14 protein-coding genes and 1 tRNA gene are annotated in these 15217 nt (G+C 54.7%); 4 read left to right on the top strand and 11 right to left on the bottom strand.

Features of this window, described 5'->3' with window-relative positions:
* Nucleotides 1–8: 8 nt before the first annotated feature.
* From ORG26_RS14185 to ORG26_RS14145, 9 genes are all read right to left on the bottom strand, one after another.
* On the bottom strand, nt 9–944 hold the full coding sequence (locus ORG26_RS14185) for a PstS family phosphate ABC transporter substrate-binding protein (protein WP_266362842.1): 936 nt from the start codon (nt 942–944) through the stop codon (nt 9–11).
* A gap of 215 nt (nt 945–1159) precedes the next feature.
* Nucleotides 1160–1990, bottom strand: a complete 831-nt coding sequence (locus tag ORG26_RS14180; protein WP_266362840.1) for an energy transducer TonB — start codon at nt 1988–1990, stop codon at nt 1160–1162.
* 12 nt (nt 1991–2002) lie between these two features.
* Nucleotides 2003–2527 carry an ExbD/TolR family protein gene (locus ORG26_RS14175; protein WP_266362838.1) on the bottom strand — a complete coding sequence of 175 codons (525 nt, stop codon included), beginning with the start codon at nt 2525–2527 and terminating at the stop codon, nt 2003–2005.
* A 42-nt stretch (nt 2528–2569) separates the two neighbouring features.
* Nucleotides 2570–3199, bottom strand: coding sequence for an ExbD/TolR family protein (locus ORG26_RS14170; RefSeq protein WP_266362836.1), 630 nt, complete (start codon nt 3197–3199; stop codon nt 2570–2572).
* A 45-nt stretch (nt 3200–3244) separates the two neighbouring features.
* Nucleotides 3245–4081, bottom strand: coding sequence for a MotA/TolQ/ExbB proton channel family protein (locus ORG26_RS14165; protein WP_266362834.1), 837 nt, complete (start codon nt 4079–4081; stop codon nt 3245–3247).
* A 401-nt stretch (nt 4082–4482) separates the two neighbouring features.
* Nucleotides 4483–5658 (bottom strand): MFS transporter, encoded by a 1176-nt coding sequence (locus tag ORG26_RS14160; protein ID WP_266362832.1) that lies wholly within the window; start codon nt 5656–5658, stop codon nt 4483–4485.
* A 186-nt stretch (nt 5659–5844) separates the two neighbouring features.
* Nucleotides 5845–5918: transfer RNA gene (locus tag ORG26_RS14155), tRNA-Pro, on the bottom strand.
* 105 nt (nt 5919–6023) lie between these two features.
* Complete coding sequence (locus ORG26_RS14150; protein WP_266362830.1) at nt 6024–8414, bottom strand: M1 family metallopeptidase; 2391 nt, start codon at nt 8412–8414, stop codon at nt 6024–6026.
* A gap of 175 nt (nt 8415–8589) precedes the next feature.
* Entirely contained in the window at nt 8590–9171 is a 582-nt protein-coding gene (locus ORG26_RS14145; RefSeq protein WP_266362828.1) for a HupE/UreJ family protein, read from the bottom strand.
* Between the two features lie 144 nt (nt 9172–9315).
* Here ORG26_RS14145 and ORG26_RS14140 point away from each other — a divergent pair, with 144 nt between their 5' ends.
* The 4 genes from ORG26_RS14140 (at nt 9316) to ORG26_RS14125 (ending at nt 13077) form a co-directional block, all read left to right on the top strand.
* Entirely contained in the window at nt 9316–10293 is a 978-nt protein-coding gene (locus ORG26_RS14140) for a zinc-dependent alcohol dehydrogenase family protein (protein ID WP_266362826.1), read from the top strand.
* Nucleotides 10294–10529: 236 nt separating this feature from the next.
* A complete protein-coding gene (locus ORG26_RS14135; protein ID WP_266362824.1) occupies nt 10530–11654 on the top strand; it encodes an alkane 1-monooxygenase in 1125 nt (374 codons plus the stop codon).
* A 217-nt stretch (nt 11655–11871) separates the two neighbouring features.
* Nucleotides 11872–12585 carry a MotA/TolQ/ExbB proton channel family protein gene (locus tag ORG26_RS14130; protein WP_266362822.1) on the top strand — a complete coding sequence of 238 codons (714 nt, stop codon included), beginning with the start codon at nt 11872–11874 and terminating at the stop codon, nt 12583–12585.
* 99 nt (nt 12586–12684) lie between these two features.
* Entirely contained in the window at nt 12685–13077 is a 393-nt protein-coding gene (locus ORG26_RS14125; RefSeq protein WP_266362820.1) for an ExbD/TolR family protein, read from the top strand.
* Nucleotides 13078–13100: 23 nt separating this feature from the next.
* Here ORG26_RS14125 and ORG26_RS14120 read toward each other — a convergent pair whose 3' ends face one another.
* Nucleotides 13101–14084 (bottom strand): FAD:protein FMN transferase, encoded by a 984-nt coding sequence (locus ORG26_RS14120; RefSeq protein WP_266362818.1) that lies wholly within the window; start codon nt 14082–14084, stop codon nt 13101–13103.
* A gap of 2 nt (nt 14085–14086) precedes the next feature.
* Nucleotides 14087–15181 carry a chorismate synthase gene (gene aroC, locus ORG26_RS14115; protein ID WP_266362816.1) on the bottom strand — a complete coding sequence of 365 codons (1095 nt, stop codon included), beginning with the start codon at nt 15179–15181 and terminating at the stop codon, nt 14087–14089.
* Nucleotides 15182–15217 lie beyond the last annotated feature (36 nt).

Below are 15217 nucleotides of genomic sequence, written 5' to 3'. Positions count from 1 at the left end.
AAAAATTTTTAGTTTTTATTAAGAATGACTTGCCTATTGTATGGCACCGAAGGCCACAAACCGCTTTTTTCAATAAGCAGACTTCCCTCGCCACGCATGATATACGTCATCAGTCCGCCACCCAGTCCTGAGTGCACTTCCCGGCTGTGAACATAGACCTTTCTACGCAACGGATAAACCTGCATAGCCAGGTTGGCCTGGAACGGCTGCTTATATTCACTGATCGCCGACGGAACTGCCTTCGTCGCGACGCCCATCACCCGCAGATCCTTCGACAGTTCGCGGGTCAGCGGTTCGTCGCCATCGCTGATCCAGTTTACACCAATAAAACCAAGTGCGGTTGGATTGGTTCGAACGTAATCGATAACTGCCCGGTTTGAGTTAACCGCATAGAGCCTGAGTTTGCTGACATCCTGCACGCCGAACTTCTGAAGCATGAAATTCAGGTTGCTCGAATTGCTGTTGTCAAACACCAGCACCACCGGCCCGGACTGGTTGCTGCCTTTCAATTGGGACCAGCTTGTGATCGTCCCCTGAAACAGCCCGCTCAGTTCCGGCATGGTAATCAGACTATCGGTATTGTTTTTACCAACGATGAGGGCAATGGCATCCGTCGCAATGACCTGCGTGCGGACCTTGATCTTTTCTTTAGCCAGCACCGCGACTTCCGAAGCATTCAGTTCCCGGGTGGCAAAGACGAGCCGGGCACTGTCCCGAAGCATCGCCGCTACGGCTTGCTGCTCCGGCCGGTACAACGTATCGAACTTTGTATCGGGATAGATTCCTTCGTAAGCCCGCCGAATCGATTCAATCACCGGCTGGAGCGACTCGTCCGCCGCGATGGTCACCCGGCCCTGAATCGGATTGTCCTTGGGCTGCGGAGAACAGGCCGACAAAGCGGCCAGGCCCAAAGCCGCCAGCCGCGATTTCCAGTTTTTCTTCATTAGTACGTGCGTTGTAAACCCCGAAAGGTGCGAAATAGTCCGTAGACTATCAGCAAAACAGCCAAAACGGTCCGGATGGTTCCGGTTGGTAAGAGGCCAAAAGACTGAGAGGAGGCAATCAAAAAGATGCCTCCTCCCGTATAGGCCAGACCCATGACGACGTTCAGGTAACGCCGCAACAGGTCAGGTGATTGCCTGCGTTCCATGCCAACCGGTTACTCCAACTGGAAATTGATTGGCAGGTTATACTTCACACGTACCGCGCGACCGGACTGCTTACCGGGACGCCATTTCGGCATCTGCTTTACCACGCGCTGGGCTTCTTCGTCCGTTCCGAAACCAAGTCCTTTCAGAACCTGAACGTCCTGAATCGAACCGTCGGTGTTGACAACGAAGCTGACGAACACGCGGCCTGAAACGTTAGCCCGCGAAGCGGCGGCCGGGTAGCGAATGTTCTTGCCCAACCAGGCATACATCGCCGACTGACCACCCGGAAACTCCGGCTGCTGTTCAACGACGGTGAAGATTTCATCGTCTTTCTTGGGAGCTACTTCCACGGCGGCTTCGACTTTCGTCGGGCCGGCGGTTTCTTCCGGAGCGGCGATGACTTCTTCCGCGTTGGGGTCACCTTCCTGCGTTTTTTCGGCGGCAACGGCCTCCTTCAGTTCTTCAACTGTCGGCGGCGGCGTTTCTTCGGGTACCTCCTCGTCCGGCTTTACTTCCGGCGGAAGGAATTTAACCGTATTGACCTTCGGAAGCTCAACCGGCGGCGGTGGCGGCGGTGGGGGTTCGTTCGGGTCAATGGGCGGCGGAGCTACTTTCATCAGGTCTACTTCGACCATTACTTCTTCCTTCTCTTCCGGAGTCAGAACCGAGATAATGGTCGGAGAAGCCATACCCAGGAGGAACAGTGCGGAGCCGATGATTACGGACCGATAGATCGTCGTTGGGTAAGTTTTCCGTAATGTGTAGGCACCATACGCTTTGTTACGATTGTTGAACACGATATCATCCAGTGTTCCCTCGTATGTTGTTACTTCTGCCATGGTGATTTTAGATTACTTCAGCTTGTCGGCAATCAGTTTTTCCTCATCGGGGGTCAACATGTCCACAAGCGCGTAACGCTTTGTTTTCGTGATTGCCATTTCGTCCAGAATATCCACCATGTTTTTGTAGGTGGCTTCTTTTGTCGGTTTGATCACGACGACAAAGTCCTGACCAATCTGGGCTTTCGCCTGGAGAATAGCATCCCGGACCTCCTGTCCTGCGCGGGCAGTTTTGAGTTCCGGATCTTCGCTGGCTGCTTTACCGACAATGTAATGGACCTGGTCAAATTTGCCCAGGAAGACAGTCATTACTTTTGACGATTTCAGCGGCTCGGTCTCGATCTTCTCCGTCTTGTCCGGCACGTTCAGTGTCATTGAAGACGGTTTGCTCAGGGTAGTAGCGAGGATAAAGAAGGTGATCAGCAGGAAGCCAAGGTCAACCATCGGAGTCATATCGATCCGGGTCGACGCTTTTTTACTGCGGACTTTACCACCATCGTGTTTACCACCACCACCACCGGTTTCGATTGCTGCCATTGTTCGTTAAATTTTAGGCGTTCGAAATGATTTAGTGATTGGTTACTCGCTTTGCGACCAGCCGGCCGGCGGCGCTTCCGTACCCGTCACCAGGTTGAACTTGTTGATGTTCTGGGACTGCAGAGCGCCCATTACATTCTTAAAGCTCGGAAACTTGGCCACGTTATCGCCTTTGATGGCAATCCGGAGATCCGGGTTGGCCTTCCGGGCGTTGTAGATCCACTGAGCAAGCTGGTTAGTCTGGATATTGGCTGTTGAGTCAACAGGAATACCCGGCTGTTTAACCTCTTTTTGCTTTTCGGTATCCAACGCCAGAAACGACTTCAGCTGGTTAACCGGAAAACCGATGTTCGGCAGGATGGCGAACTTCTTCTTTTCAGTTTCGGTGAACGACAGTCCATAAACACCGGCAATGTTGTCAAGCATTGCGATACGGTGCTGCTGGTTGTCAATCCCAAAGTAGACTTTACCCTGTCCGTCAAGGCTGATCACCATGATGTCCTTGTCGGGCACTTTTATACCGGAAATGGAGGACGGCGGGTTGATCGGAGCTGCTTCCTGCGCACGAAACTGAGCCGTCAAGATAAAGAAGGTCAGCAGCAGGAACGCTACGTCACACATGGCCGTCATGTCCATAGCCGGACTGGACCGTTTAGGTTTTACTACAGGCATGTTTTACTGGTTAAAATCGTTACTTATAAACGCAACCTGTAAACATTAATTGTGAGCAGCAAAGTTCTGCTGGATGCTCAGACCGATCTCGTCGATGTTGTAAGTCAGTTCATCGATGCGGCTCGTGAAGTAGCTGTACATGATGGTTGCGATAGCAGCCGTACCGATACCGAGGGCCGTGTTTACAAGGGCTTCTGAGATACCCGTTGACAGAGCGGCCGTATCCGGCTGACCTGATGCACCCATCGCTGAGAAGGCGCGGATCATACCCAATACCGTACCGAGCAGAGCTACCAGCGTAGATACCGAAGCCAGCGTAGCGATGATGGTCAGGTTCTTTTCCAGCATCGGCAGTTCCAGAGAGGTCGCCTCTTCTACTTCTTTCTGCAGAGCAGCCAGTTTTTGCTCTTTGTTCAGTTCGTTGTCGGTCGTCAGTTGCTGGTACTTCAGCAGGGCCGTCTTAACAACGTTACCTACTGAACCTTTCTGGCGGTCGCACTCTTTGATGGCAGCTTCAATCTCGTTGCGGTCGAGCATGCTCTTCACCTTGCGTACAAACTCATCGATAGAACCAGATCCGTTCGCCCGGCCGATCGTGAAGAAACGCTCGATTGAAAATACCAATACGATCAAGAAACAAGTGAACAGAATGGGTACAATCGGCCCCCCCTTGTACACAATACCAAAATAGTCTCCCGCCAGCGGCTGATTTTCGTTGTTACCGCCCTGGAAGTGGCTGCCGTCACCGAAGATGAACATGTAGGCGAGAACGGCCACTACAAACAGAATGGGAATAACAAACACCGGATTCAGGCCGCCCGACTTCTTGGCTTTGGGAGCTGCTGCTTTAGCTGGTGCTGGGGTTGGAGTTTGTGTTTTCATTGAACTTACTGTAGGGTTAAATTGAAACTGATTTTTGTTGTAAATAAAGCGAAAATTTCAGTCTGCTTTGTTTATTTGAAATAAAATTTCGTCAGGCATATGACGGAACCTCTTACAAAATTATCAATTTTCTCCCTGAAAATACGCAAGGGGTAAGATCAAATTTTTATAAAATCTGTAAATATTTTTGCTAAAATATAATTTTACCAATACGCAAATTAACTCCCTTTCTTTTACAGACATTTCAATAAAGCGCTGTTTACTAACAAATTACTCTTTGATCGGCTTCCTTAAGTAACTTTTTGGTGATTGGACTGCATGCCCGCAAAACAGAAATGTTATTTTTCAGTTTTCGCCTCTCACCCGGTCATATTTGTGTCTGTCAAACATGATTTGGGTTCTCAGACAGGCTCATTTGTCTTGCCCGGAAGGCCCCATCGGGTCATCAGATAAGCCAGCGCCAGCGCGGAAAAAGCGGAAATCAGGCAGAATGTAAGCAGAAAGCGACTCGGCGTGTTGTCATAAACTTCGGCGGAAAGGTACGCCCCGAGGCCAATTCCGGCCTCCAAAGCAATGTACATGGTTGCCAGCGCCCTTCCCCGGTTCAGCGGCGTACTCAGGTCCACCGTCCACGCCTGCACGGTAGGCGAATAGATTCCCATCGACAGGCCAAACAGCACGGCGCCGGTCAGAAAAAGAAAAACGGAATTGGAAAATGCCAGGGTCAGCATGGCGGCCGTCAGTAAACCCGACGCAATCCGCAGCACGGGCCGCCGCCCGTAGCGATCCGAAATTTTGCCCGCGACAAACCGTACCCCCAGCGAAGAGAGCGTAAAAACGGTAAAGAAAAGGCCCTTGTTGCCCATATTCAGGTGTTCGCTGAAGTCAGGGGCCAGCGTGATCACGGCGCCAAAACTGAACGAATTGAGGAACGTCACCAGCGAAGGAGCCACCACATCCGGCTCAAAGATGTCGCGGCGGCTGATTTTCAGCAACCCAAAACGAAACGGCACTTTGCGCGGCAGCGTTTCCTTCATCGTCAGCAAAACCAGAATGGACAGCAGCGCCAGGGCCGAGGACGTATAAAAAAGCGCGTTCAGGCCGAAGTGAGCCGTCATCCAGCTACCGATGGCGGGGCCGAAAGCCGTGCCGACACTGCCACTCAGTCCGAGCACGCCCATGGCTTCGCCTCTCCGCTCGTCGGGCGCAATATCCGCGACGTACGCCGAGGTTCCGGTTGGTTTGAAGCCCGTCGAGAAGCCATGCACGAGCCGCAGCAGCAGCAGGGCAAAAACCGTATGGGACAGGGGATACAGAAAGCCGCAGACAAAACAGACCAGCGATCCAAACGCCATCACCGGCACCCGGCCGATGGTGTCTGTCAGCCGCCCGCTGAACGGCCGGGAGAGTCCGGCGGTGAGGGTAAACAAAGCAATGAGGTATCCTTTGTACTCGGCTCCGCCCAAACTGCTGAGATAGCCCGGCAGCTCCGGAATGAGCATGTTGAAGCTGGCAAAAAAGAGAAAGGAGCTGAGGCAAAGAAGAAAAAAAGCCGGGCTGTAAATGCTCTGTTTCATAACCGGTAAAAAAATAGAGCCGCAAGATTTGCGGCTCTACGAAGTCGGGATGGCGAGATTCGAATCGCAGTGGCGACCCAGTCACAACCCCTTGCACCCCATGCAGGTACGACTACCTGGCTGTGCTGCATCCCAAACAGAAAGCCTAAAAAAAGTAAAGCCGCAAAATTTTGCGGCTTTACGAAGTCGGGATGGCGAGATTCGAACTCACGACCCCTTGCACCCCATGCAAGTACACTACCTGGCTGTGCTACATCCCGATTTGTCTGCAAAAGTAATGAATAATGAGTAATGAACAATGAAAATTTACGCAAACTGCCTTCATTTTATTCCTTGTTCATTATTCATTATTCATTCTCAACAGCTTACTGCTTTCGTCCGCCCTGCGTACCCGGAGCCTGCTGCCGGGCGTCACGCTCCTGCTGCATCGGGTTCTTGGGACGCGGGGCAGATTGCTGCTGCTTGTACAACTGGAAGCGGCTCGGCGTCGGACGGCGCGGGAACGAGTTGTTCTCCGTATCGATGTCGGCGATTTCCTGGAACGGGTCGAGGGTCCAGGCAACGACTTTCTTGCTGGTCGTAATCACCTTCTTCACGTCCTTGTCGTTGAAGCGCCACACTTCCGCCGGGATGCGGGCTACGGAATCCGTGCCGTCCTCGAACTCCATCCGGATGATGACCGGCATGGGCAGACCGCCTTTGTTCTTCAGCGATACCGTGTAAAAATTCGTGTTCGACTCGGCCAGTTTACGCTCGTCCGGTGAAAGCGTAGCCAGATAGTCCTGGTACTTCTTCCGGTCGGCTTCCGTCACCTTGTACGGATCGTAGCTGTTGTAGAAATCGCGCATGGACGAATCCTTGGCGACCACCGTGCTGTTTTGGTCGGCGGCGTCACGCTGCTTGCTGATCGTGTTGGCGCGGCGCTGGGCTTCGGCACGGGCCTCGGCTTTCACCACCTCCGGATTCTGCGAGTTGATCTGGAACCACTCCACTTCTACCAGGTCCTGATCGACCGGCTCGGTGCCGTAGAACCAGCCTTTCCAGAACCAGTCGAGGTCAACCCCGGAAGCGTCTTCCAGCGTCCGGAAGAAATCGGCGGGCGTCGGGCTCTTGAAGCGCCAGCGGTTGGCGTATTCCTTAAAGGCATAGTCGAACAGTTCCCGGCCCATCACCGTTTCGCGCAGGATGTTCAGCGCCGTGGCGGGCTTGGCATAGGCGTTCGGACCGAGGTAAATGACGTTCTCCCCGGAGGTCATGATCGGCGACAGCACCGACTTGTCCGACTTCATGTAGTCCACGATGTACTGCGGTTCGCCCCGGCGCGAGGGGAAGTTGTAATCCCACTCCTTCTCGGCCAGATACTGGCAGAACGTGTTCAGCCCTTCGTCCATCCAGGTCCACTGGCGCTCATCCGAGTTGACGATCATCGGGAAGAAGTTGTGGCCCACTTCGTGAATGATAACCCCGATCATTCCGGCTTTCACCTGCTCGGAATACGTGCCATCCGCTTCCGGACGGCCGCCGTTGAACGAAATCATCGGGTATTCCATGCCGCCGCCCGGTACCGAGTGGCAGGAAATAGCGACCGGATACGGGTATTTGAACGTGCGGTTGCCGTACGATTTCAGCGTATGCTCCACCACGCGGGTCGAGTATTGTCCCCACAGCGGGTTGCCTTCTTTCGGGTAGTACGACATGCTCCAGATTTTACGACCATCGCCGTATACGTCCGTCTGCATGGCATCCCAGATAAACTTGCGCGACGAGGCAAAAGCAAAGTCGCGGACGTTCTGAGCCGTGTAAATCCAGGTCTTCTTGCCGGTCGGCTTGCCTTTTTCGGCGGCTTCGGCTTCGGCCTGCGTCACGATCACAACGGGCGTTTTGGAATTGCTGGCCTGCTGCATCCGGCGCTGCTGGGTGGCAGTCAGCACCTGCTTGTAGTTCTGACATTCGCCCGTGGCGGCCACCACGTGGTCGTTCGGTACGGTGATGGCTACCTTATAATTGCCAAAAATCAGCGTAAACTCCGAGCCGCCGAGAAACTGCTTGTTCTGCCAGCCGTTGATGTCGTCGTACTTACACAGCCGCGGGAACCAGTGGGCAATGAAGTAGTTATAGTTTCCGTCTTTCGGGAAGTACTCGTAACCGGCGCGGCCGTAGTACTCCGTCACGAAGAAATTCCAGTCGATGCCGAAGGTGTAGTTCTGCCCCGGCTTCAGCGGCGTCGGCAGTTCGATGCGCATCATCGTCTGGTTGACTGTGTATTTCAGTGCCTTACCGGCTTTATCGGCAACGCGGGTAATCTTGTAGCCGAACTCCTTCTCTTTGTCCATGCCGATACCGCGCGGCGTACCCAGATTCTGCACGGCGTTGACGCTCATGCCGTTCGGATTGACGCTCCCCGTCTGGGTCAGGCTATTGACCGAATTCTTGTCGAACAGGTTCTGGTCCAGCTGCAGCCACAGGTACTTCAGTTCGTCCGGAGAGTTGTTGAAGTAGGTAACGGTTTCCGATCCGGTAATTTTCTGGTTGGCATCGTCCAGTTCAACCCGGATATCGTAATCGGCCCGGTTTTCAAAATAGTCACGGCCCGGTGCTCCGGAGGCGTTCCGGAAGGTGTTCGGCGTCGGCAGGGCGGGGCCGAGCTGCTCAAACCGGTCATTGGCGCTGTAATTCGGATTTGTTGGCAACTGAGCTTTGGCTCCGAAAGACAACAACGCCAAACCCGCCGCCAAAAGGGATGCTTTCAATCGCATACGCTGGGGTTGATGAGTTTTGGTAAAATTAAAACGAACCTAATTTCCTGCGAAGTTACAGAAAATTAATCTCAACCGGGATTCTACCCGTGCAGGGATTTGGCCGATTCTTGCCCTGACGGGCGATTTTTTCGCTTCTTTTCGGCAAAAATTGACCGGATTTCTGAAAATAGGTTCAGATAAGGAGCGAAACTGCCATGCCGGCCACAATACCGGACACGATCAGGTTCCAGTCGTGCCGCTTCGTCCGGAACATTTCGATGGTGACGAAGGCGAAGGTCAGAATGACGGCGACAATGACCAGTTGCCCGAGTTCCAGACCCAGGTTAAAGGCCAGCAGGGGCTTGACAATGCTCGTTTCGCGACCGAGCAGGCTACGGAGGTAGCTGGAAAAACCCATCCCGTGAATCAGCCCGAAGACAAGAGCCAGGCCGTAGCGCAGCCGCCCTTTGCTATCGTCGGGAGCAAACCGGCTGGTGGGTGCTTTGTAGAAAAAATTGGTAACGGCCGTCAGCAGAATCGTAATTGGAATCAGGGTTTCGATCAGCCTGGCGCTGTAATTAATAACCCCCAGCGTTGCCAGCGCCAGCGTGATGGAATGTCCGACGGTAAAGGCCGTCACCAGAATCAGCACCTGCTTCCACTGCTGGAGGGTGTAAATGGCGCACAAAGCCACCACGAACAAAATGTGGTCATAGCCGCCGGGGTCCGTAATGTGTTCAAAACCCAGTCTGAGGTAAACGAAAAATTCTTCCATGCAACGATACGCGTGACGTTAGGTAGGTTATTGGCGCAAAAGTAGGAAGATTCTACGGGGAATGCGCGGGTGCCTGCCGTAAGTCCGGCATCTGTCATTATTTTGGGAAAGTTTTTACATTCATCCTGCAAACGTTACCAATCCATGCAAAGCGTCACCTTCACCGAGACCGGAAAACCCACCGAAATCCTTCACGTTACCGATGCTCCGATGCCCGAACCCGGCCCCGGTGAGGTGCGGCTCCGGGTCCTGAGCAGCCCGATCAACCCGTCGGATATCATGTTTGTCCAGAATCTGTACGGGATTCGGCCGCAGCTGCCCTCGGGTGCGGGTTTTGAAGGCGTCGGGATTGTCGATAAACTGGGCGAGGGAGTGGAGATGCGGACGGGCATTCGGGCCAGCTTCACGGCCGTCGGGTCGTGGTCGGAATACGCCATCGCCAACCAGCGGGCTCTGATTCCGGTGCCTGACGCAATTCCTGAAGAAATAGCGGCCCAGTTGTTTGTTAACCCGTTTACGGCCTACGCCATGTTGCAGGAGTCCGGTGTGCAGCCGGGCCAGTGGCTCATGCTGACGGCAGCGGGCTCGGCGTTTGCCAAAATGGTGATTCAGTTGTGCAAAATGCGCGGCATCCGGACCATCGGCACCGTGCGCCGCGACGACCTCAACGAAGAACTGAAGGCGCTGGGGGTTACCGAACTGATTAATGTAGAAACCGAAAATCTGAGCACCCGCGTTCGCGAGATTACCGAAAATCAGGGCGTTACCTGCGTGCTGGATGCGGTAGGCGGCCACACGGCCACGGAAGCCATCAAGTGCCTGGCCAAAGGCGGCACCATGCTGATCTACGGCCTGCTCAGCCTCCAGGATCCGTCTTTCAACGCCGGTCTGATGATTTTCCGCGAACTGACCGTCCGGGGCTTCTGGCTTACCGACTGGATGCGCCGCGTCAACAGCCAGACCCGTATGGAAGTGGCCCAGAACGTTATTTCCCTGCTGGCTTCGGGCCAGATCCAATTACCGGTCGAAGCCACCTATCCCCTCGCCCAAATCCGCGAAGCCGTCGCCCACGCCGAACGACACGGACGGCATGGGAAGATTCTGGTGAAATGTGGTGATTGATGGGTTGAATGACAGATAGGTTGATGGTGGTCCGCCACTGCGGTGCAATGTTGAATGTTGAGTTTTGAATGGTGGTACGCCGCTGCGGTTGATTCAGGAATAGCTCTGCACAACTTTTTGTGGGCCTAATCGACCGCAGTGGCGGACCAACCACCATCATTCAAAATTCTATATTCAACCAATCAATCATTCAACCTATCTATCTTTCAAAATTCAATATCCAAACCTCCCCTCCCATGTCGCGCCTCAAAAAACTCGGTTTTCTCTGGTCGTACAGCGTGCTGGCCGTGATTGTGGGCGGGTATTACGCGGGCGGCTGGACCTGGGCGGCGGTGCCTTACGTTTTTGGGATTATTCCGCTGCTGGACTTTCTGATCGGCAAAGACCCGGAAAACGTGTCGCGGGCGGATTACGAACGGGTACTCAGCGACCGCTATTTCGATGTTCTGGTGTATTCGTTCGTATACCTGCATTATGGATTGCTGGTCTGGGCCGGCTGGCAGCTGCGCTACGCACCGCTGACGGGCTGGCAGCAGGCCGGTCTGGTGGTGAGTGTGGGCATTTTCGCCGGAACGATCATCAACGTGGCGCACGAACTGGGGCACCGGAGCAGCAAAATGGCCCGGTTCCACGCCAAAGCGGCCCTGCTGTCGGTGGGGTATATGCATTTTTATCTGGAACATAACCGCGGACACCATGTCCATGTAGCAACGCCCCTCGACCCGGCGACAGCGCGGAAAAACCAGTCGGTATACGGGTTCTGGTGGCAGTCGTTCACGGGAGGTTTTCGGAGTGCCTGGCGAATCCAGCGGCGGTTGCTTCAGAAAGACGGCAAGCCGTTCTGGTCAAAAGAAAATTACATGCTGGCCGCCACAGCCGGGCCGCTGCTGTGGTGCCTGGCGTTGACCCTGTTTCTAGAAATGCCATTTCTGGGAGAAATGGCATTTCTAGAAACAGGGTCGATTCCTGCCTTCTTCGCCGTTCAATGCGCTATCGGGATCCTGCTGCTCGAATCGGTCAATTACATCGAACATTATGGCATTCTGCGGAAAGAGGTGGCCCCCGGCCGCTACGAACGCGTCAACCCGCTGCATTCCTGGAACGCCAGCCACCTCATCAGCAACCTTGTCCTTTTTCAGTTGCAGCGTCACTCGGACCACCATGCCTACGCGTCGCGGCCCTACCAGGTCCTGCGGCATTTCGACGAAAGCCCGCAGTTGCCGGCCGGTTATCCGCTGATGATTCTGCTGGCGCTGGTGCCGCCGCTCTGGTTCCGGGTGATGAACCCGCGTCTCGAAAACTGGCAGCAACGGGCCTGCAGCCCGGAAGAAATTACCCGGCTTGTCAGACAATTTGCATGAAAAGTGGTTCTACGGTAGATAAAAAACCAAATTCGCTTTACACTAACGCTGATTGTTTACTTTTGTAAGTCTACCGACTGCAATAATTTGCAAAAAAATAGCGTTGGGAAGTAGTTATTAAACGCCGTCCGGTCCTGTTCGACGAGTTACGTCGCAACGGCCAGAAACGGCAATTTACTCGGACAATAACCCTCATTACCATAATAACGGATAGTAAATGATTCTGCTTCAAACTCCGACCGGGGCCGCTGTGGCCGACACTACCGCCGCCGCTACTGGTGCTGCCGCACAACCACAAAGCATTCAGTTATTTGATCTGGTAGCCAAAGGGGGCTGGGTCATGATTCCGATCGGAATCCTGTTTTTCCTGACGCTGTATCTGATCATCGAACGCTGGCTTTTCATCCGCAGCAACACGCAGGTCGATGGTAATTTTATCGACAACGTGAAGGATATGGTCATGCAGGGCAATATCAAATCGGCGGAATCCTTCTGCAAAAACCAGCGCTCGTCCATCGGCCGGGTGTTTGAAAAGGCCATCGGTCGGCTGGGCTCGCCGATCAAGGAAATTGAAGGAACGCTGGAAACGGTCGGACAAATCGAAATTTCCCGGCTCGAACGGAACCTGGGCTACCTCGGCATTATCGCCGGTATCGCGCCGATGCTCGGTTTTATCGGAACGATTTCCGGTATCATCCGGATTTTCTACGACATTTCGCTGTCCGACAACATCAGTGTCGGCATCATCGCTGGTGGTCTGTACGAGAAAATGATCACGTCCGGAGCCGGTCTGATTGTGGGGGTTATTGCCTACACGGGGTACCACCTGCTGAACATGCTGGTCGAAAAATTCACGCTCAAACTCGAAATCAACGCGTTCGAGTTTATGGAAGTCCTGCAAAAACCGACCGAATCGGTGCGGGCGCGATAGCTTTGTTAGACAATAGATAAAAGACAAAAGACAAAAGACCGTTTTGTGATTACGTACAAACCGTCTTTTGTCTTTTGTCTGTCTTCTTTCATCTTTTCTATGAAATTCCGTCGCAAAAATAAATTTCATGCCGAGGTAGCTACCTCTTCGCTGAACGACATCATGTTCTTCCTGCTGTTGTTTTTCCTCATCATTTCGACGGTGGCGAATCCGAACGTGATCAAGCTGATGCTGCCGAAAGCCTCTTCGGCCCAGCAGGTGGCCAAAAAACAGGTTACCCTGTCCGTAGATGCCAGCCGCAACTATTTCATTGATAAACGGCCGGTCGATAAAGCCAATCTGGAAGCCGAAATGAAGTCGATCATGGATGGCATTGAAGACCCGACCATCGTCGTCCGCTTCGACAAGGCGCTGACCGTTCAGGACCTTGTAGACGTGCTGCAAACCGGGGCGAAGCTCAACATCAAAATGGTCATGGCGACCAGCAAGTAAAGGAAAGCGGACGAATTGTCCGCTTATTTTTTTGTCTCTCCGAAACGGCCGGTCTGCCAAACCACCGGTCTCCCCTTCCGCTCCTCCACCTGCCAGACCTGCACGCCCGGAAACCGCTTGAGCAGGCGCTTGCCGCGCCGGATTCCTGCTACGCCGAAAACCTTTGCCAGCGCGTCGGCCCGCACACCGTCGGGTGCCAGCACCGTCGTCCGGACATGATGCCGCAGGCCCAGGCCCGTTCGCGGATTCAGGAGGTGCGAGTAGCGCCTGCCGTTATGTTCCAGAAAGCGGTAAGCAGCACCGGACGTGGTGATGGCGGCGTTTTCGAGCCATAAGGTCGTTGTGTCCGGTGCCACACCGGCCTGAATCCGCCAGCCCCGCTCGCCGGGCGGAGCATCGCTGACCAGAATGTCGCCGCCGATGTCGAGCAAAGCCGACCGAATCCCCCGCTCGCGGAGCACTTTCATGCCCTCATCAATGGCAAAGCCCTGGCCAATGCCGCCCACATCCAGCCGCATGCCCGCCCGCTTCAGCCGCACCCGAAGAGCCACAGAATCCATTTCCACAAGCCGGAAATTCACCAGACGGTGCGCCTGCCGGATATCCTTCTTCGCCGGAAAAACCTTCCGCCGCACGGCCCGTCGCCAGAGCTGCGCCAGCGGACCCACCGTTGGGTCAAAGAGCCCGTCGGAGGCCCGGGCAATGGTTACGGCCTTTTGCAGGACCGAAAACAGATCCGCCGAGACGGGCACCCATTCTCCGTTGCCCGCCGTGGCCGACAGGCGGTTGATTTCCGAGCCGTCGAGATAATCGCTCATGACCGTGTTCAGCGAATCCAGCCGGGCGTAAACCGCTTTTTTCGTCGATTCGGCCCTTTTTTCATCCGGCGCGAAGAAGATCAGGTTGAACTCAGTTCCGTACAGCGGGCGGGTATACGCATAGCGTTGCAGCGACTGGCCCGAGGCCGTCAGGCCAGCCAGCAGCAGCAGAAAGGCCAGAAACCGCATGATTACAGCCGCGCAGCTTTGTCGCGCAGGTAAAAATCCGCCAGCACCAGCGCCGCCATAGCCTCCACGATGGGCACGGCCCGGGGCACCACGCAGGGATCGTGACGGCCTTTTCCGGAAACCACCACGGCGTTTCCGTCCGCATCCACGCTGTCCTGGTCCTGCATGATCGTCGCGACGGGCTTAAACGCGACGCGGAAGTAGATATCCTCGCCGTTCGAAATGCCGCCCTGAATACCGCCCGAAAGGTTGGTCTTCGTCCGGACGCGCCCAGTCTCTTCGCCGGGTCCATTTTCGGTGTAAAATTCGTCGTTGTGTTCGGAGCCGTAGAGTTCTGCCCCGGCAAAACCGCTGCCGTACTCAAAGCCTTTCACTGCGTTGATGCTCAGCATGGCTTTGCCCAGTTCGGCATGGAGCTTATCGAAAACCGGCTCTCCCCAGCCAACCGGAGCCCCCTGAACGACGCAGTTGACGACGCCGCCGATGGAATCGCCCCGCTTGCGGGTTTCGTCGATGTACTCAAACATCTGCCGGGCCATTTCCGGGTCCGGGCAACGGACGGCGTTTTCCTCCGCCAGCGCTAGGTTCAGCTGCTGATACGGCGTTTCCAGCTTCAGTTTGCCGACCTGCGAGACGTACGCCTGCACCGATACGCCGAGGTGCTGCAACAACAGCTTGGCGACGGCTCCAGCCGCGACACGGGCCGCCGTTTCGCGGGCCGAGCTGCGTCCACCGCCCCGGTAATCGCGGTTGCCGTATTTCTGTTCGTAGGTAAAATCAGCGTGGGAAGGCCGAAACTGGCGGGCAATGTGCGAATAATCCTTGCTGCGCTGGTCCTGATTCCGGATCACCAGGCTGATGGGCGTGCCGGTGGTTTTGCCTTCAAATACGCCCGAAAGCACCTCAAACTCGTCCGCTTCCCGCCGTTGCGTGGTAATGCGCGACTGCCCTGGTTTGCGGCGATCGAGTTCGGACTGGATAAAATCGGTGTCGAACGGGAGCCCGGCCGGGCATCCGTCGATCACGACCCCAATGGCCACCCCGTGCGACTCCCCAAAAGTTGAAATCTTAAATAGCGTTCCGTAAGTACTGCTCATAATCACACAGCGATAAACAGTGGTCAGTGATCAGTG

The sequence above is a fragment of the Tellurirhabdus rosea genome (genome assembly GCF_026278345.1).
Classification (GTDB): Bacteria; Bacteroidota; Bacteroidia; order Cytophagales; family Spirosomataceae; genus Tellurirhabdus; species Tellurirhabdus rosea.
This window is presented reverse-complemented; position numbering and strand designations above follow the sequence as displayed.